Source organism: Kitasatospora sp. NPDC058190 (assembly GCF_042883685.1).
Classification (GTDB): Bacteria; Actinomycetota; Actinomycetes; order Streptomycetales; family Streptomycetaceae; genus Kitasatospora.
Genome location: NZ_JBHVVI010000005.1, coordinates 130,281 through 147,374 on the forward strand (window position 1 = coordinate 130,281; position 17,094 = coordinate 147,374).

The window sequence follows — 17,094 nt, forward strand, 5'->3', positions numbered from 1 at the left end:
GTCCCTCGGAAGCTGCCCGAATCGTCACCAAACGCCCCGGCCGCTCGGAACTGCAAGGATGGGACCCGTGACAGGAGTACTCGTTCTCGCAGGCACCCCCATCGGCGACGTCTCGGACGCCCCGCCCCGGCTGCTCACCGAGCTGGCCACGGCCGACGTCATCGCGGCCGAGGACACCCGGCGGCTGCGCCGGCTCACCCAGGCGCTCGGGGTGACCCCGGCCGGGCGGGTCGTCTCCTACTTCGAGGGCAACGAGGTCGCCCGCACCCCCGAGCTGGTCGAGGCGCTGCTCGGCGGCGCCCGGGTGCTGCTGGTCACCGACGCCGGGATGCCCTCCGTCTCCGACCCCGGCTACCGGCTGGTCGCGGCTGCCGTCGAGGCCGACGTGAAGGTCACCGCGGTGCCCGGGCCGTCCGCCGTGCTCACCGCGCTCGCACTGTCCGGCCTGCCGGTCGACCGCTTCACCTTCGAGGGCTTCCTGCCGCGCAAGACCGGCGACCGGGCCCGGCAGCTGGCCTCGGTCGCCGCCGAGCCGCGCACCATGGTCTTCTTCGAGGCGCCGCACCGGATCGCCGAGGCGCTGGCCGCGATGGCCGAGGCGTTCGGGCCCGAGCGGCCGGCCGCCGTGTGCCGCGAGCTCACCAAGACCTACGAGGAGGTCAAGCGCGGGCCGATCGGCGAGCTGGCGGCCTGGGCGGCCGAGGGCGTCAAGGGCGAGATCACCGTCGTGGTCGCGGGCGCCCCGCCGGCCGCACCGCAGGAGCTGACCCCGGCCGAGCTGGCCCGGCTGGTGGCCGTCCGGGAGGAGGCCGGGGAGCGGCGCAAGGAGGCCATCGCGGCGGTCGCGGTCGAACTCTCCGTGCCCAAGCGGGACGTCTTCGACGCCGTTGTGGCGGCCAAGAAGGACGGCCTGAACGAGGCCTTGAAAAAGGGGTGAATTCCGGGGGTTGCGTGGCGGGCGGGGAGTCGTACCTTGGAGGGAAGGCCCCGGTAAACGCCCGCTGAGCTGAAGCTTCGGCCGTGGTTTCCGGGTTGCGGAAGGCTTTTCGTATAGGACTTCCCAACCCGCATCCAAGTCTTCACAAGAAGGGCGTCGGCCGGGGCGGTCCGGGCATTTCCTGGAATGGAAAGACCCAGCCGGGCGAGCGCCCGGCGGGCGCTGGGAGACGGCTATGAGCGAGATCGTCGGTAGCCCCCGCAGTGGCAACGCACTGAGCGCCCCCGGCCTGGCCGGGCGGCCGCACACTCCCGTCGAGACCGTACGGGAGGCCTACTCCTTCGCCTGCCTGCGCTGTGCGTACGGCTGGGAGCAGGCGTACGACATCGAGCACCACGTGGCCCGGGACGGCCACACCGTGTTCGAGTACCACGCCAACGGTGTCCGGGTACCGTCCCCGCTGCTCAAGCCGACCTGCCCGGGATGCGGTGGACACACCGTCCGGATCATGCGCGAGGGCCGGGTGGCCGTCGCCGACCAGCCCTGGCAGCACGCCCCCGGCTACCCGGCGCACGCCGAGCCGGCCGGGACGCCCCCGGTGCCCGGGCCCGAGAAGCCGCGCGGACGCTGGGCCCGGTTCTGGTCGCGGCTGTTGGGCTAGGGCCGGAGCGCGGGCACGGGGAGCGCGACCGGGGCCGCCCGCCGCGAGCAGTGCGGCGGGCGGCCCCTCCGGACGCGCGGGGTGATCGGGCGGTCCGGTCGGGTGCGCGGGTAATGCGGTCGAGGCGGGCGTTCGGGCCCGACTAAGCTTTCCGACCATGGCGGCCACTGCAGAACACAGCACCACCGGGACGAGCGCCCCGGCGTACTACGTCTCCACCCCGATCTACTACGTCAACGACCGACCCCACCTGGGCCACGCGTACACCACGGTGGCGGGCGACGTCCTCACCCGCTGGCACCGCCAGCGCGGCGAGAAGGTGTGGTACCTGACGGGCACCGACGAGCACGGTCAGAAGATCATGCGGACCGCCGAGGCCAACGGCGTCAGCCCGCAGGAGTGGTGCGACAAGCTGGTCGAGGAGGCCTGGAAGCCGCTCTGGGAGCACCTGGAGATCGCCAACGACGACTTCATCCGCACCACCGAGGAGCGGCACACCGCCCGGGTGCAGGAGTTCGTCCAGGACCTGTACGACAAGGGCGAGATCTACAAGGGCGGCTACTCCGGCCCGTACTGCGTCGGCTGCGAGGAGTTCAAGCTCCCGTCGGAGCTGCTGGACGGCGCCACCGAGGACGAGAAGCTCTGCGCCGTGCACAAGCGGCCGGTCGAGTGGCTGGAGGAGGAGAACTACTTCTTCCGCCTCTCCGCGTACGGCCCGAAGCTGCTGGAGTTCTACGCCGCCAACCCGGGCTTCATCCAGCCCGCCTCGGCCCGCAACGAGGTGCTGCGCTTCGTCGAGCAGGACCTGAAGGACCTCTCGATCTCCCGCTCCACCTTCAACTGGGGCGTGCCGCTGCCCTGGGACGAGAAGCACGTCCTCTACGTGTGGGTGGACGCGCTGCAGAACTACATCACCGCGGCCGGCTACGGCAGCGACCCGGAGCGCTTCGCCGAGCTGTGGCCCGCCTCCGTCCACCTGGTCGGCAAGGACATCCTCCGCTTCCACGCGGTCATCTGGCCCGCCATGCTGATGGCCGCCGGCCTGCCGCTGCCCAAGCGGGTCGTCGCCAACGGCTGGCTGATGGTCGGCGGCGAGAAGATGTCCAAGTCCAACCTGACCGGCATCGCGCCCACCGACCTCACCTCGCACTTCGGCGTGGACGCGTACCGCTACTACTTCCTGCGGGCGATCCCGTTCGGCACCGACGGCTCGTTCTCCTGGGAGGACTTCACCGCCCGGTACACCTCCGAGCTGGCCAACGACTTCGGCAACCTGGCCTCCCGGGTCGCCGCGATGGTCGGCAAGTACTTCGGCGGGGAGCTGCCGGCCTCGGCCGCGCACGGTGACGCCGAGCAGGCGATCGCGGACGGACTCCGCACGGCCGTCGAGACGGCCGACCAGAAGATCGGCGAGGAGCTGGACTTCGCCGGCGGCCTCGCGGCGATCTTCGAGTTCGTCAAGCAGGTCAACGGCTACCTCACCGAGCAGGAGCCCTGGAAGGTCGCCAAGGACGAGTCGGCGGAGGGGCGGGCCCGCCTGGCCACCATCCTCTACACCGCCGCCGAGGCGCTGCGCGGCACCGCCGTCCTGCTCAACCCGGTGATGCCGTCCACCGCCGAGAAGCTGTGGGACTCGCTGGGCGCCGCCGAGGGCCTCGGCGCGCTCGCCGCGCAGACCGTCGCCACCGTCGGTGACTGGGGCCGGCTGCCCGCCGGTGCCACCGTCACCAAGGGCGAGATCCTGTTCCCGCGCCTGGAAGAGAAGCCGGCCTCCTGATGCCCGCCAAGGACGACGACCGGTCGACCCCGCCGCCGCTGCCGGAACCCCTGGCCGTGGCGGTGGCCGACTCGCACACCCACCTCGACATGCAGGCCGGCACCCCGGCCGAGGGACTGGCCCGGGCCGCCTCGGTCGGGGTCACCACGGTGGTCCAGGTGGGCTGCGACGTGCCCGGCTCGCGCTGGGCCGCCGAGCTGGCGGCCCAGCACGAGCAGGTGCACGCGGCCGTCGCCCTGCACCCCAACGAGGCGCCGCGGATCTTCCTCGGCGACCCGGACGGCTGGTCCGGGCAGCAGCGCCCCGCGGGCGGCCAGGCGGCGCTGGACGAGGCGCTCGCCGAGATAGACGCCCTGGCGGCGCTGCCGCAGGTGCTCGCCGTGGGCGAGACCGGCCTGGACTACTTCCGCACCGGGCCGGAGGGCGTGGAGATCCAGAAGGAGTCGTTCCGCCGCCACATCGAGATGGCCAAGCGGCACGGCAAGGCCCTGGTCATCCACGACCGGGACGCCCACGAGGACGTCATCGCCGTCCTGCTGGCCGAGGGCGCCCCCGAACGGACGATCTTCCACTGCTACTCCGGCGACGCCGAGATGGCCAAGGTCTGCGCCGAACACGGCTGGTACCTCTCCTTCGCCGGCCCCGTCACCTTCAAGGCCAACCAGCCGCTGCGCGACGCCCTGCTCGCCACCCCGCTGGACCGGGTCCTGGTCGAGACCGACGCCCCCTTCCTCACCCCGCACCCGTACCGGGGACGGCCGAACGCCCCGTACCTCATCCCGGTCACGGTGCGGTCGATGGCCGCCACCCTGGGGCTGCACGAGGACGAGCTGTCGGCGGCGATCGCGGAGAACACCGCGCGGGCCTTCGGGTACTGAACGGGTCGAAGAATCGACTTGCCGCTCGGGTCCTCCGGATCGACCTCGCCGAGGTCGTCGAACTCCGGGCCCCTCCCGCGCCCGTATCCTTGGCGCGTGAGCACCACCGACCCCACCTCTGACAGCCACCTGCTGGGCGCCGCCGACATCCGGGCGCTGGCGGCCGCGTTCGGCGTGAAGCCGACCAAGCAGCGCGGGCAGAACTTCGTCATCGACGGCAACACCGTGCGGCGGATCGTCCGGGCCGCCGACGTGACGGAGCAGGACGCGGTGGTGGAGGTCGGGCCCGGGCTCGGATCGCTGACGCTGGCGCTGTTGGAGGTCGCGCGGCACGTCACGGCGGTCGAGATCGACCCGGTGCTCGCGCAGCACCTGCCGGACACCGTCGCTGCCCGGATGCCCGGCCGGGTGGACTCCTTCGACCTGGTGTTCAGCGACGCCATGGAGGTCACCGAGCTGCCCGGCCCGGCGCCCACCGCGCTGGTCGCCAACCTGCCGTACAACGTCGCCGTGCCCGTCCTGCTGCACATGCTGGCGACCTTCCCCAGCATCGAGCGGACCCTGGTGATGGTGCAGAGCGAGGTCGCCGACCGGCTCGCCGCCAAGCCCGGCAACAAGGTCTACGGCGTTCCGTCGGTCAAGGCCAACTGGTACGCCGACGTGAAGCGGGCCGGCGCCATCGGGCGCAACGTGTTCTGGCCCGCCCCCAACGTCGACTCCGGCCTCGTCTCGCTGATCCGCCGCGAGCCGCCCAGGACCACCGCCAGCCGCGAGGAGGTGTTCGCGGTGGTCGACGCCGCGTTCGCCCAGCGGCGCAAGACCCTGCGCGCCGCGCTGGCCGGCTGGGCCGGCTCCGCCGCCGGGGCCGAGCAGGCGCTCGCGGCCGCCGGGATCGACCACAAGCTGCGCGGCGAGATGCTGACGGTGGAACAGTTCGCCGCGATCGCCGAGCACAAGCCCGCCAAGTCCGCCGAGACTGCCGAGACTGCTGAGGACAGCGTGTGATCACCGTACGGGTGCCGGCCAAGGTCAACGTCCAGCTCGGGGTCGGCGGACTGCGCGCCGACGGCTTCCACGACCTGGCCAACGTCTTCTTCGCCGTCGCGCTCGGCGACGAGGTCACCGCCTCCGAGTCGTCCGAGGGCGTCACGCTGTCCTGCTCCGGGCCGGACGCCGCGTCCGTCCCGCTGGACGACAGCAACCTCGCCGCCCGCGCCGCCCGGCTGCTCGCCGCCCACCACGGGATCGCCGACCCCGGAGTGCACCTGCACATCGCCAAGGCCATCCCGGTCGCCGGCGGCATGGCCGGCGGGAGCGCCGACTGCGCCGCCGCGCTGGTCGCCTGCGACGCGCTGTGGAAGCTGGACACCCCCGTCGAGACGCTGCTGGAACTGGCCGCCGAACTGGGCTCCGACGTGCCCTTCGCCCTGGTCGGCGGCGTCGCGCTGGGCCGCGGCCGGGGCGAGATCCTGGAACCGCTCGCCGTCTCCGGCACCTTCCACTGGGTCTTCGCGGTCGCCGAGGGCGGCCTGTCCACCCCCGCCGTCTTCCGCGAGTGCGACCGGCTGCGCGAGGAGGCCGGCACCGGCTCCAGCGACACCGACGTCCCCACCCCCGACGCCGACCCGGCCCTGCTCACCGCCCTCGCCGAAGGCGACGCCGTCGCCCTGGCCGCCGCGCTCGCCAACGACCTCCAGCCCGCCGCGCTCTCGCTGCGCCCCGCGCTGGCCGCCACCCTGCGGGCCGGCACCGAGGCCGGCGCGCTCGGCGCCCTGGTCTCCGGCTCCGGGCCGACCTGCGCCTTCCTGGCCAAGGACGCCGACGCGGCCACCGCCGTCGCCGAGGCGCTGCGGGCCTCCGGCACCTGCCGGACCGCGCACGCCACGTACGGGCCGGTGCCGGGAGCCTCGGTGGCGCCGTAGCGCCGTAGTCGCCGCGGCCTCGGCCCGTCAGTGGGGTGTCGGCCCGCCCATTAGGCTGGGGTGATCGGGGAGTCCCCGAGAGGGGCGCCCCCGCCGCTGACGGCGGGCCGCCCCGCGACCGCCGAACCCAGGAGCGCAGCACACGTGGCCGTCAACCTCGCCACCATCGAGTCCGTCACGAAGGTCTACGGCACCCGCACCCTGCTGGACGCGGTGAGCCTGGGCGTGAGCGAGGGCGACCGGATCGGCGTCGTCGGCCGCAACGGCGACGGCAAGACCACCCTGATCCGGATGCTCGCCAAGCTGGAGGAACCCGACGGCGGGCGGATCACCTGGAACGGCGGCCTCGAACCGGCCGTCCTCACCCAGCACGACTCGCTCGACCCGAAGGCCACCATCCGGCACGAGGTCATCGCCGACCGCGCCGACCACGAGTGGCTCGGCGACGCCCGCATCCGCGACATCATCGAGGGCCTCTTCGGCGGCCTCGACCTGCCCGGCTTCGCCGACGGCCTGGACACCGTCATCGGCCCGCTCTCCGGCGGCGAGCGCCGCCGGATCGCCCTCGCCAAGCTGCTGCTCGGCTCGCCCGAGCTGATCATCCTGGACGAGCCCACCAACCACCTCGACGTCGAGGGCATCAACTGGCTCGCCCAGCACCTGCAGAAGCGCCGCTCCGCGCTGGTCTGCGTCACCCACGACCGCTGGTTCCTCGACCAGGTCTGCACCCGGATGTGGGACGTCCAGCACGGCGACGTGCACGAGTACGAGGGCGGCTACTCCGACTACGTCTTCTCCCGCGCCGAGCGCTCCCGGATCGAGGCCGTCGAGGAGCAGAAGCGCCAGAACCTGGCCCGCAAGGAGCTCGCCTGGCTGCGCCGCGGCGCCCCCGCCCGCACCTCCAAGCCGCGCTACCGGATCGAGGCGGCCAACGCTCTGATCGCGGACGTTCCGGAGCCGCGGGACAAGAGCGAGCTGATGAAGTTCGCCAACGCCCGGCTCGGGAAGACGGTCTTCGACCTGGAGAACGTCACCGTGACGGCCGGCCCCAAGCTGCTGTTGGAGAACCTCACCTGGCAGCTCGGCCCCGGCGACCGGATCGGCCTGCTCGGCGTCAACGGCGCCGGCAAGACCTCGCTGCTGCGCGCCATGCGCGACGCGTACGCCTCCGAGGGCGACGTTCAGCCGGCCTCCGGTGTGGTCAAGGTCGGCAAGACCGTGCGACTGGCCTACCTCTCCCAGGAGGTCGCCGAGCTGGAGCCGGAGACCCGGGTACTGCAGGCCGTCGAGCAGATCCGCTCCCGGGTCGACCTCGGCAAGGGCCGGGAGATGAGCGCCGGGCAGCTGTGCGAGCAGTTCGGCTTCGGCAAGGACAAGCAGTGGACGCCGGTCGGCGACCTCTCCGGCGGCGAGCGGCGGCGGCTGCAGCTGCTGCGGCTGCTGATGGACGAGCCCAACGTGCTGTTCCTGGACGAGCCGACCAACGACCTGGACATCGAGACGCTCAACCAGCTGGAGGACCTGCTCGACGGCTGGCCCGGCTCGATGATCGTCATCAGCCACGACCGCTTCTTCATCGAGCGCACCACGGACGTCGTGTACTCGCTGCTCGGCGACAAGCGGATGCGGATGCTGCCGGGGGGCGTCGACGAGTACCTGGAGCGGCGGGCCCGGATGGCGGCTCTTGCGGCGGCTGCCGCTCCCGCTGCTCCGGCCGTTGAGGCCGCCGCCGCTGCCGGGCTGTCCGGCGGGGACCTGCGGGCGGCGAAGAAGGAGATGCAGAAGCTGGAGCGGCAGATCGCCAAGCTGGACGAGAAGGAGTCCAAGCTGCACACCCAACTCGCCGAGCACGCCGCCGACTTCTCCAAGGTCGCGGAGCTGGACGGACAGCTGCGCGCCGTCCGGGAGGAGAAGGAGGAGCTGGAGATGAGCTGGCTGGAGCTCGCCGAGCAGGTCTGAACTACTGCTTCCTGAGCAGGATTTCGAGCTCGTCCGCCGCACGGCCCAGCGCGCTGAGCGCGGGGTCGTGCGGCGCCGTCGGACGCACCGCCGGCCGCGTCGGCGGGCGGTGCTCCCGGGCGGCGGCGGTCAGTTCGTCCAACGCCCGGCGGACCCGCTCGGTCTCCGCGGGATCGGGCACCCGGCCGCCGTACCGGATCTGCGCGGCGAAGGCCGCCACCGCACCGCCCAGCCGCTCCAGCGCGGCGGTGGCCGGCAGCCACTGCTCGGCCAGCCGGCCCGTGGGCGGCGGCTCGGCCAGGCCCTGCCGCACCTCCTGACGGGCGTCCGCCAGCGAACGGTAGGCGGTGCGGCGCAGCCAGACCTGGGCCCGGCCGTCCTGGGTGGTGGCGTCGAGGTAGGCGCGCAGGGCCGTGGTCGCGGCCACCAGCCGGGGCTCGATGCGGTGGCGCGGGCGCTCGGGCCACAACAGGTAGCCGAAGAGCAGCACGACCGCGCTGGCGAGCACGGTGTCCAGCACCCGCGGCCAGAACTCCGCCGCGCCGCTCTGGCCCCCGAGTTGCAGCAGGACCAGCGCCATCGGGGTCATCACCACCGTGTTCAGCCCGTAGTGCGCGGCGGTGGCGTACGGCAGCAGCGCGACGCACAGCGCGGCCATCGCGGTCAGCGCCCACTTCTCGGTGGTCAGCGACAGCAGCGCCGCCGTGACCACCACGCCCAGCACCGTGCCGATCGCACGGCTCACCGCGCGCAGGAACACCGAACCCAGGTCCGGCTTCAGCACGAAGGCGATCGTCATGGGCACCCAGTAGCTCTTGCTCAGCGGGTAGTTGGCGGTCACCGCCGCGCCGACGGCGATGCACAGCGCGACGCGCAGCCCGTACCGGACGGAGGGGCGGGAGAGCAGCTTGCTCCTGAGCCGCCACGGGTCGGGCGGGGGCGCGGGGGCGGTGCCGATCCGCGTCGTGCGGCCGGCGACGGTGTCGGCCGCGGCGCGCAGCGCCACGTCCAGCGCCTGCCGCGCCGGGGTGTCCGGCCCCCAGTCCGGCACCGCGACCTCACCCCCGCCCCGCCGCACGGCCGCCGCCAACCGCCCGGGCACCTCGGCCACCTCCGCCGGGACGGGGCGCCAGGCCCAGAGCAGGCCGGTCGCGGCCTCGGTGGCGGCGAGGGCGGCCTCGTACATGCGGTGCAGGGCTTGCGGGTCGGCTCGGCGGCTCGGGTTCGGGAGCAGATCCTGCAGTTGGTTGAGGCGGGCGGTCAGCACCTGGCGCGAGGCGGCGCCCTGCGGAGTGCCCAGATCGGCGAGGGTGCGGCCGAGCGCCTCGTAGACGGCGGCGAGCGCGCGGTTGCGGGGATCGGAGCCGGACCGGTGATCGGACCTCACCGGTAGACCCAGCAGGACCACCAGGGCCGCGCCCGCCAGCATCATCGGCGCCGCCGCCCACCACGGATGCGGCGGCGGCATCCCACTGCCCAAGGCGGCCGACACCAGCAACAGCATCCCGGCCGCCGAACCCCGCGGGCCGGTCGCACTCAGCGCACCCGAGGCGAAGGCGGTGAGCGTCAGCGCGCCGCCGAGGACGGCGGCGCTCGCGTGCGCGTGCTGCAGGGCCGTACCGATCAGCATGCCGAGAGCGGAGGCGAGCACGGCGGTGGCGATGCGGGTGGCGCGCTGGTGCGCAGGCTCCGCACGGTCGTTCATCGTCGCGTGCATCGCGCCCAGCCCGGCGAACACCCCGAGGTCCAGGCGGTGGGCCAGCAGACCGGCCGTCAGCGGTACCGCCATGCCGACGGCGGCCCGGACCATCAGCGCCCACGGCAGCGGCGGCCGGGCCGGTCGCGCGGCGCGGGCCCACCAGGGCGTCGGCTTGCTCGGAGGCATACGGGGTCACGTCCGTTCTGCGGCCTCGGGTCGCTGCTGTGCGACATTGCGCGGCAGATGGGGCGTACCGGGTCAGTCTACCCAGCGGCCCGGCGGCCGTCGGATACGTGTCAAGTTCGTACCGATCGTGCACGGGCGGGCCAAGGGCCCTGCCGGGCCGACAGAGGTGGTGGCTACGATGACGGAGGCGGAAACCGCCCACAGGGCGGGCGGTTGAACCGACCAGGGCTGCAAGGCCAAGAAGTTGACGGTGTGTTGCGGCGGAGCGCACGGGGTTGCCCGGGGTGCCCGGCCGTACGGGGGAGAGGTGGACTGCTGTGGCAGACGATGGTGACCCGCGCTCGGGGAAGACGCCGGCGCCTGCGGACCCTGCGGCTACGGGGACGGATCCGGGGGTGTCGGTGGGCTCGACACCCTATTCGCTCAACAGCGGGTGGGGCGGTTTCGGGCCCCTCATCAGCATGGGGCAGACGTACGGCGACGCCAATGCCCTGGTCACCGCCTTCGGCAAGCAGAACGTTCAGATCGAGCTTCAGACGCTCACTGCGTTCGCTACGAAGGTCGAGGCTTTGCTCGCTGCCATGGAAGGTTCGGAAGCCGCGCCGTACAAGCTCGAAGCACAGAAGCTGATTCAGGCGAATTTCGTCAGCGGGCAGAACCCCGAGGCGTTCTCGGAAGCAGTGGCCCTGAATTCCGCCTACAGCAAGGTCCACAGCCAGCTCGTCAAGCTCCACAAGGACTTCACGGCGCAGATCCAGGCGATGCAGAAAGCCGTTGTGCAGTCGGCGGGCTCCTACGGGACCAGTGACGAGAACGCGGCGGCCGCCCAGAACGCAGTGGCGAAGAGTGCGGGCGTCACAGGGCCGAGTGGATCGGTGCCGCAGGACAGCACGAACCTCTGACGGCGGTGCGGGAGAGGCTCACGGGGAGACGGGGAACAGGTCATGGCAGACGAATACAACGACATGAAGCACGCTGAGCTCAGGGCGCTCGTTGACGGCACCCAGCCTGACGTGCTGCTGAAGCGAGCCGGCAAGCTCCAGGATGCCGGTCGGGTTCTGACGGAACTCAGCACGGCCCTCCAGGCCCACCTCGGCACGGTCAGCTGGGAGGGACAGGCCGCTGAGAACTTCAAGACCTGGGTCGGGAACCTGTACAAGTCCGCGGCGATCATCGGTCAACACTCCACGACCGCCGGCGGGGCGATGACCCAGGCAGGTGAAGCGCTCAGTACGGCCAAGGTCGCGATGCCCCAGCTTCCCCAGCAGGCGATGGACAAGGTCGCCGCTTACGAGAAGCAGACGGTGCCCCCGGATGTGCAGTCGAAGATCTCGACAGCCGGCCAGACGCCCGACGAGTACATGAAGGCGAAGCTCGGGGACGCTTGGGTGACCAAGACGGAGTGCGACGGATACAAGGCGACGATCCAGAAGGAGCAGCAGGAAGCCGCCAAGCAGGTGGGGAACCTGGCCCAGGCGTACAGCGCGGCGACGACGACGCTGAACGGGATTCCCACTGACGTGACGCTGCCGGGGACGCCCGAGACAGAGCGGAACCGAGGTGGGGAATCGGAATACACGGGCGGTGGCGGCTACTCAACTGGCTCGGGAGGCGCCGTCCGCAGCCCCCGTACGAGTGGCGGCAGCGCCGGTGGGAGCTACAGCCCGTCCGGTGGCAGCTACGGTGGCGCCACCATGAGGCCCCGCGATCCGGCAACGAGCTGGCAGGACCCGTCCAACCCGACCCACACCGGACCTACTCCTCCGCACGGCGGTGGCCAGCTGCCGCCCGCGCCGCAGGATCCGGGCAACTCGATCCCGCCATCCCACCCGTCGGACCCGGTCACTCGCCCGGGTACCGGCCTCGACAGCCTCCCGACCCTGCCGGACCAGACCACCCCGGTCGGCCCCGGTAGCGGCCCCGTGCTGCCGAGCGGCCCGAGCGGAACTCCCACCTACCCGGGTGGGCCCGGTGGCCCCGGCAGCGTGCCCGGCCTGCCAGGCAGCGGGCCGATCGCGGGCTTCCCGGGCGGGACCGGTGGTGGCTCCGTCCCGACCAAGGGCATCGGCAGCATCCCCGGCAAGAGCGGCGGTTCGGTGCCCCTCCGCACCGGCCCCTTCAGCGGCGGATCGGTTCCCGGCAAGGCCGGCACCCCGGGCCTGCCCAGCGGAACGGTCTTCGGCCGAGAGGGCGCGGCGAGCGGCGGCCGGGTCGGCGGATCGTCCATGGGCAGCGGAATGGGCATGCACCCCGGCATGGGCGGCGGCCACGGTGTCGGCGGCGGCGGCGTCGGTGGCTCGCGTGGTCGGGGCCTGACCTCGACCCCGGGTGGAACGGTCGGCGGTCGCAAGGGCCCTGCGGCCGGTGGGGAGTTCACCCCGGGCGGTACGGGCCTGCGCAACCGTGCGGCCGCAGCGGAGGCCGCCGAGGGCGGTGCCCGGTCCGGGCAGAACGGCATGATGGCCCCGGGCGCGGGCGGCCACGGCGGCAAGAAGGAACGCGACCGCCGCAACCGCGCGGACTACCTCCACGAGGACGAGGAGACCTGGACCAGCGGTACGCCGCACAGCAACCCGGACGTGATTGAGTAGGCAACAGACGACTGCCCGGCCACTTTGCCCTGCTGGTGGCCGGGCAGCTCTGTCACCGGCGCGGATTTCAGCGGACGGAAAGATCGACGAGGAGTTGTGATGGGGCATGTGCAAGGGCGTCGACGAGTTTTCGCGGCGGCGCTCCTAGCTGTCGGAGCTGTGATTGGCCCGGTTGCTGCACCTGCGGTCGCCGATGAATCGATCCGTGCCGCGCAATGGCATCTGGACGCCATGCATGCCCCGGAGATGTGGAAGGTCTCGAAAGGGGACGGGATCACCGTTGCGGTGATCGACGGAGGCTTCAAACTGGATCACCCGGATCTAGTGGGTCAGTTCTTGCCCGGCAAGGACTTCAGCGGCAGCTCGGGCGGCGTGGGTTCCTACGCCGATGGGCACGGCACAATGATGGCCAGCCTCATTGCCGGAACAGGGAAGAGCCGGGGGGGAAATGGAGCTTACGGCCTCGCGCCCGGCGTGAAGCTCCTTCCATTGAAGATCAACAACGGGTCTGTGGGGACGTCCGTAACGAGCGATTTCCTCGACCAGATCGGGCAGGCTGTCAACTACGCCGTCGATCAGGGCGCCAAGGTAATCAGCATCTCGCAAGGCGCGGCCGCGGTGACAGCCTCCCAGGATGACGTAGCCAAGCTGAATGGGATCCTTGCGGCTGCGAGGGCGAAGGGCGTCCTGGTGTTCGCGGCCGTGGGAAATGAGGCGCAGTCGGGGAATCCGGTCGACTATCCCGGCGGCCTCCCCAATGTCGTCGGCATTGGGGCGGTCGATCGGAGCGGGACTGTGACGGACGAGTCCGAACGTGGGCCGCAAGTCGCGCTCGTCGCGCCGGGCGTGGACACACTTGCGGCCTGCACGGCGCCGTCTGGATACTGCCAGGGCCACGGCACGTCCGACGCGACCGCTCTGGCGTCCGCTTCAGCGGCGTTGGTGTGGTCGGTGCACAAGGACTGGTCGGCGAACCAGGTCCTGCGGGTGCTCATCAACACGGCGGGTGGGTCGAATGGCGGGAACAGCCGTACGGATGGTGCAGGGTGGGGTGCGGTTCGGCCCCGGATCGCGCTGACGGATCCGGGCGATCCCGGTCCTGCGGATGTGTCGCCGCTTCCGGCCGATGCGGCTACGCCTTCGGCGGCTCCGTCGCCGTCGGCGAGTGCGTCCGTTCCGGCGTCATCGACGCCGAGTCCGGCTGGAGCGGCATCTGGCGCGCCGACCGCGCAGCCGAAGGCTGGTGCGTCGTCCGGGTCGAGCAGTGCGCTGCCGGTTGTGGGTGGAGTGGTGGCCGGGTTGGTGCTGGTGGCCGGGGTGGTGTTCGCCGTGGTGAGGCGGCGGAAGTCCGCTGCGCAGCAGCCGATGGGTGTTGTGACGCCGCCGTCGTACCAGCCGCCGGTGCCGCCGGGGGACAACCCGTACGCGCGGTAAGCGGTTTGTGGGTGGGCCTGGGCCCGGGTGTCGCGGTGGCGGCGCCCGGGTTTTTTGGTGGGCGTGAGGGCCGTGGCAGTGCGCCGGGGTCACCCGGGTGGCGGCTGGTGGGCTGGCCGGGGGGTGGTGAGGGTGGTGGTATGGATGCGGAGGGTGCTTGGCGGGTAGGGCAGTTGCGGCGGGCGGCGGCTGCGGCGTTGATCGGGACGGCGATCGAGTTCTACGACTTCTTTCTGTACGGGACGGCGGCCGCGTTGGTGTTCGGGCCGGTGTTCTTCCCCGAACTGGGCAGGGTGGGGGCGCTGTTGGCGGCGTTCTCGGTGTATGCGGTGGCGTTCCTGGCCCGGCCGTTGGGGGCGGTGGTGTTCGGGCATTTCGGGGACCGGGTGGGGCGGAAGGCGACGCTGGTGGTGTCGCTGCTGTTGATGGGGTTGGCGACGGCGGCGGTGGGGGTGTTGCCGGGGTTCGCGGTGTGGGGGTGGTGGTCGCCGGTGCTGCTGGTGGTGTTGCGGGTGTGCCAGGGCGTCGGGTTGGGCGGGGAGTGGGGCGGGGCGGCGCTGCTGATCGCGGAGAACGCGCCGCCCGGGCGGCGGGGGCGGTACGGGGGGTTCCTGCAGTTGGGGCCGACGGGTGGGTTCGTGCTGGCCAACGGGGTGTTCCTGGCGCTCCAACTCGGCATGGACGAGGGGTCGTTCCGGGGGTGGGGCTGGCGGGTGCCGTTCCTGGCCTCGACCTTGCTGGTGGCGGTGGGGCTGTTCGTGCGGTTGCGGATCGAGGAGTCCCCGCTGTTCCGGACGGACGAGCGCAGGGAACGGCCGCCGGTGGTGGAGGTGTTGCGCGAGCACTGGCGTCCGGTGCTGGCGGGCGGTGGGGCGATCACCGCGGGGTACGCGCTGTTCTACGTGACCACGACGTACGCGCTGGCGTACGCGACGTCCGGCCTCGGGGTGGCGAGCACGCTGGTGCTGTCGATGCTGCTGGTCGGGGCGGCGGGGATGGCCGTGACGGTGTGGCTGAGTGCCTCGCGCAGTGACCGGTGGGGGCGGCTGCGGACGCTGCAGTGGGCGACGGGGCTCGCCGCGGGCTGGGCGCTGGTGGTGTTCCCGCTGCTGGAGACGGTGCGGCGGCCGCTGATGTTCGTCGGGCTGGCGGGGGCGATGGTGGTGCTGGGCTGCGTGTTCGGGCCGGTGGCGGCGTTCCTGCCGGAGCTGTTCCCGACCCGGGTGCGCTACACCGGGGCCGCGCTGACGTACAACCTGGGCGGGGTGATCGGCGGTGCGACGACGCCGCTGGTGGCGACCAGGCTGACCGCGGCGTACGGGACGGCGCAGCCGGTGGGTTGGTACGTGGCGGGGCTGGGCGTGCTGGCCCTGGGATGCCTGCGGCTGTTGCCGGAGACCACGGGCGCGGAGTTGGCGGCGGTGGACGGCGGACGCCGCCGGGCGCCCGTCCTGGGGACGGACCCGGCGGCGTAGGCGCAGGCGCGGGGAGGGCTCAGCCGGCCAGGGCGGCCCGGCCGGCCAGCACGATCGCGGTGTGCCGGGCGACGCGCTCGCCGAGGTGCTCGGCGGTCGCGATGTCGGCCTTGTGGACGGCCTCGACGCCGGCGTCGGAGGGCGAGGAGGCGGCGGCGCCGCTGAAGAAACCGAGGCGGTTGAGGTCGTCCTCGCTGGCGGTGGTGGCGTTCCAGCCGGGCTTGAGGCCGAGGTTGACCCAGTTCATGCCGTGCTGGGCGGCGAGGGTCTGGAAGAAGCCGAGGGTGCTGGCCTTGTCGCCGCTCTTGGAGGCGGAGTTGGTGAAGCCGGCCGCGACCTTGTCCTTCCAGGCGTCGGTGAACCAGCGCTTGCTGGTGGCCTCGGCGAAGACGTGGAAGGCGCCCGAGGCGGTGCCCATGTAGGTGGGGGAGCCGAAGACGATCGCGTCGGCGGCGTCCAGCTGGGCCCACTGCTCGTCGGTGATGGTGTCGACGGCGATCGAGACGACCTCGGCACCTGCGGTGGCGGCGCCGCGGGCGACGGCCTCGGCTATCACGGCGGTGTGGCCGTAGCCGGAGTGGTAGGCGATCGCGACGGTCGGGCGGATGGCGGTCATGCGGGCGCTCCTGTACGGGTGGGCCGGTGGGCAAGTGGCGGGGACGGGCCCGGGCAGGGCGAAGCTTGCGGACGCCCGGCCCGTTGAACGGTCTCCAATATAGACCAGGTCTCCAATGGTTACCAGGGGCGGATTGGAGACCTCGGGGCTACCCTGGTCCGTATGACGACGGAGGAAACGGCCCGGGAGCAGGGTCAGCCGCACGGGCAGGTGATGGAGCTCAACGTCTTCGCCCAGCTCTGCCCCAGCCGCGAGATGTTCGCCGAGTTGGCCGACAAGTGGTCACTGCTGATCCTGATGAGCCTCGCCGCCTGCGGGCCGCAGCGCTTCTCCGAACTCCAGCGCGGGATCGGCGGGGTCAGCCGCAAGATGCTCACCCAGTCGCTGCGCACCCTGGAGCGCGACGGCCTGGTGCTCCGTACGGTCTTCCCGGAGACGCCGCCGCGAGTGGTCTACGACCTGCTGCCGCTCGGCCGGGAGCTGGCGGAGCTGGTCTCCCCGCTCGGCCGCTGGACGGAGCTTCGCGCCCGGCAGATGCTCGCGGCCCGCGAGGAGTTCGACGCGGCACACCCCGAGGCATGAGCGGCCGGAGGTGGGCCGGAGACGGGTCGGGGAGGCCCGAGGTGGCCCCGGGCAGGGCCGATTTCCCTTCCGGGCCGACGGCCGTGTAATGTCTTCCTTGTTCGACCGGCCCGGGAAAACAAACCCGGCAAGCCCCTATAGCTCAGTCGGTAGAGCGTCTCCATGGTAAGGAGAAGGTCTGCGGTTCGATTCCGCATGGGGGCTCCACTGAAAGACCCTCGCCTCACGGCGGGGGTCTTTCGCGTTTCCCGAGCTCGCCGGCCCGGCCCGACTCCCGCCAGGCCCGGGCCCGGCCGGACCGCCGACACGCGGTGGCCTAGCGGGTCGGGTGCGGAATGCGCTGTGATGGTGCGTCATCGGCCGCCCGCCCGAGGGGT

At 72.2% G+C, this 17,094-nt stretch carries 14 protein-coding genes and 1 tRNA gene; 13 read left to right on the forward strand and 2 right to left on the reverse strand.

Annotated features, from left to right (window positions below; all coding sequences use genetic code 11):
• The first annotated feature begins 67 nt into the window (after positions 1 to 67).
• From rsmI to ACFVWU_RS03895, 7 genes are all read left to right on the forward strand, one after another.
• Positions 68 to 937: a 16S rRNA (cytidine(1402)-2'-O)-methyltransferase gene (rsmI, locus tag ACFVWU_RS03865; RefSeq protein WP_380611886.1), complete on the forward strand. Its 870-nt coding sequence runs from the start codon at positions 68 to 70 to the stop codon at positions 935 to 937.
• Positions 938 to 1,172: 235 nt separating this feature from the next.
• Positions 1,173 to 1,598: a hypothetical protein gene (locus ACFVWU_RS03870; protein WP_387615135.1), complete on the forward strand. Its 426-nt coding sequence runs from the start codon at positions 1,173 to 1,175 to the stop codon at positions 1,596 to 1,598.
• A 157-nt stretch (positions 1,599 to 1,755) separates the two neighbouring features.
• On the forward strand, positions 1,756 to 3,375 hold the full coding sequence (metG, locus tag ACFVWU_RS03875) for a methionine--tRNA ligase (protein ID WP_387615137.1): 1,620 nt from the start codon (positions 1,756 to 1,758) through the stop codon (positions 3,373 to 3,375).
• The gene (locus ACFVWU_RS03880) at positions 3,375 to 4,253 is read left to right on the forward strand and encodes a TatD family hydrolase (protein ID WP_387615139.1); all 879 of its coding nucleotides are present in this window, start codon (positions 3,375 to 3,377) and stop codon (positions 4,251 to 4,253) included. The genes metG and ACFVWU_RS03880 overlap by 1 nt, the downstream gene beginning before the upstream one ends.
• A gap of 96 nt (positions 4,254 to 4,349) precedes the next feature.
• On the forward strand, positions 4,350 to 5,258 hold the full coding sequence (rsmA, locus tag ACFVWU_RS03885; protein ID WP_387615141.1) for a 16S rRNA (adenine(1518)-N(6)/adenine(1519)-N(6))-dimethyltransferase RsmA: 909 nt from the start codon (positions 4,350 to 4,352) through the stop codon (positions 5,256 to 5,258).
• Entirely contained in the window at positions 5,255 to 6,175 is a 921-nt protein-coding gene (locus ACFVWU_RS03890) for a 4-(cytidine 5'-diphospho)-2-C-methyl-D-erythritol kinase (protein ID WP_387615143.1), read from the forward strand. Before rsmA ends, ACFVWU_RS03890 begins: the two co-directional genes overlap by 4 nt.
• A 144-nt stretch (positions 6,176 to 6,319) precedes the next feature.
• Positions 6,320 to 8,134, forward strand: coding sequence for an ABC-F family ATP-binding cassette domain-containing protein (locus ACFVWU_RS03895; RefSeq protein WP_387615146.1), 1,815 nt, complete (start codon positions 6,320 to 6,322; stop codon positions 8,132 to 8,134).
• A 1-nt stretch (position 8,135) separates the two neighbouring features.
• Here ACFVWU_RS03895 and ACFVWU_RS03900 read toward each other — a convergent pair whose 3' ends face one another.
• Positions 8,136 to 10,019, reverse strand: a complete 1,884-nt coding sequence (locus ACFVWU_RS03900; RefSeq protein WP_387615148.1) for an FUSC family protein — start codon at positions 10,017 to 10,019, stop codon at positions 8,136 to 8,138.
• 461 nt (positions 10,020 to 10,480) lie between these two features.
• On the opposite strand from ACFVWU_RS03900, the gene ACFVWU_RS03905 reads away from it, so the two are divergent.
• The 4 genes from ACFVWU_RS03905 to ACFVWU_RS03920 all read left to right on the forward strand — a co-directional run bounded on the left by ACFVWU_RS03905 (position 10,481) and on the right by ACFVWU_RS03920 (position 15,519).
• On the forward strand, positions 10,481 to 10,921 hold the full coding sequence (locus ACFVWU_RS03905) for a hypothetical protein (RefSeq protein ID WP_387615151.1): 441 nt from the start codon (positions 10,481 to 10,483) through the stop codon (positions 10,919 to 10,921).
• A 42-nt stretch (positions 10,922 to 10,963) separates the two neighbouring features.
• Positions 10,964 to 12,610 (forward strand): hypothetical protein, encoded by a 1,647-nt coding sequence (locus ACFVWU_RS03910; protein ID WP_387615154.1) that lies wholly within the window; start codon positions 10,964 to 10,966, stop codon positions 12,608 to 12,610.
• Between the two features lie 99 nt (positions 12,611 to 12,709).
• Entirely contained in the window at positions 12,710 to 14,044 is a 1,335-nt protein-coding gene (locus ACFVWU_RS03915) for a S8 family serine peptidase (protein WP_387615157.1), read from the forward strand.
• A 140-nt stretch (positions 14,045 to 14,184) separates the two neighbouring features.
• The gene (locus ACFVWU_RS03920) at positions 14,185 to 15,519 is read left to right on the forward strand and encodes an MFS transporter (protein ID WP_387615159.1); all 1,335 of its coding nucleotides are present in this window, start codon (positions 14,185 to 14,187) and stop codon (positions 15,517 to 15,519) included.
• A 19-nt stretch (positions 15,520 to 15,538) separates the two neighbouring features.
• On the opposite strand, the gene ACFVWU_RS03925 is transcribed toward ACFVWU_RS03920, so the two are convergent.
• Positions 15,539 to 16,135 (reverse strand): flavodoxin family protein, encoded by a 597-nt coding sequence (locus ACFVWU_RS03925; protein ID WP_387615161.1) that lies wholly within the window; start codon positions 16,133 to 16,135, stop codon positions 15,539 to 15,541.
• 162 nt (positions 16,136 to 16,297) lie between these two features.
• Between ACFVWU_RS03925 and ACFVWU_RS03930 the strand changes: the two genes are divergently transcribed.
• Together ACFVWU_RS03930 and ACFVWU_RS03935 are read left to right on the forward strand one after the other, a co-directional pair.
• A complete protein-coding gene (locus tag ACFVWU_RS03930; RefSeq protein ID WP_387615164.1) occupies positions 16,298 to 16,717 on the forward strand; it encodes a winged helix-turn-helix transcriptional regulator in 420 nt (139 codons plus the stop codon).
• 131 nt (positions 16,718 to 16,848) lie between these two features.
• Positions 16,849 to 16,924 (forward strand) — tRNA-Thr (locus ACFVWU_RS03935).
• The last annotated feature ends 170 nt before the right edge of the window (positions 16,925 to 17,094 follow it).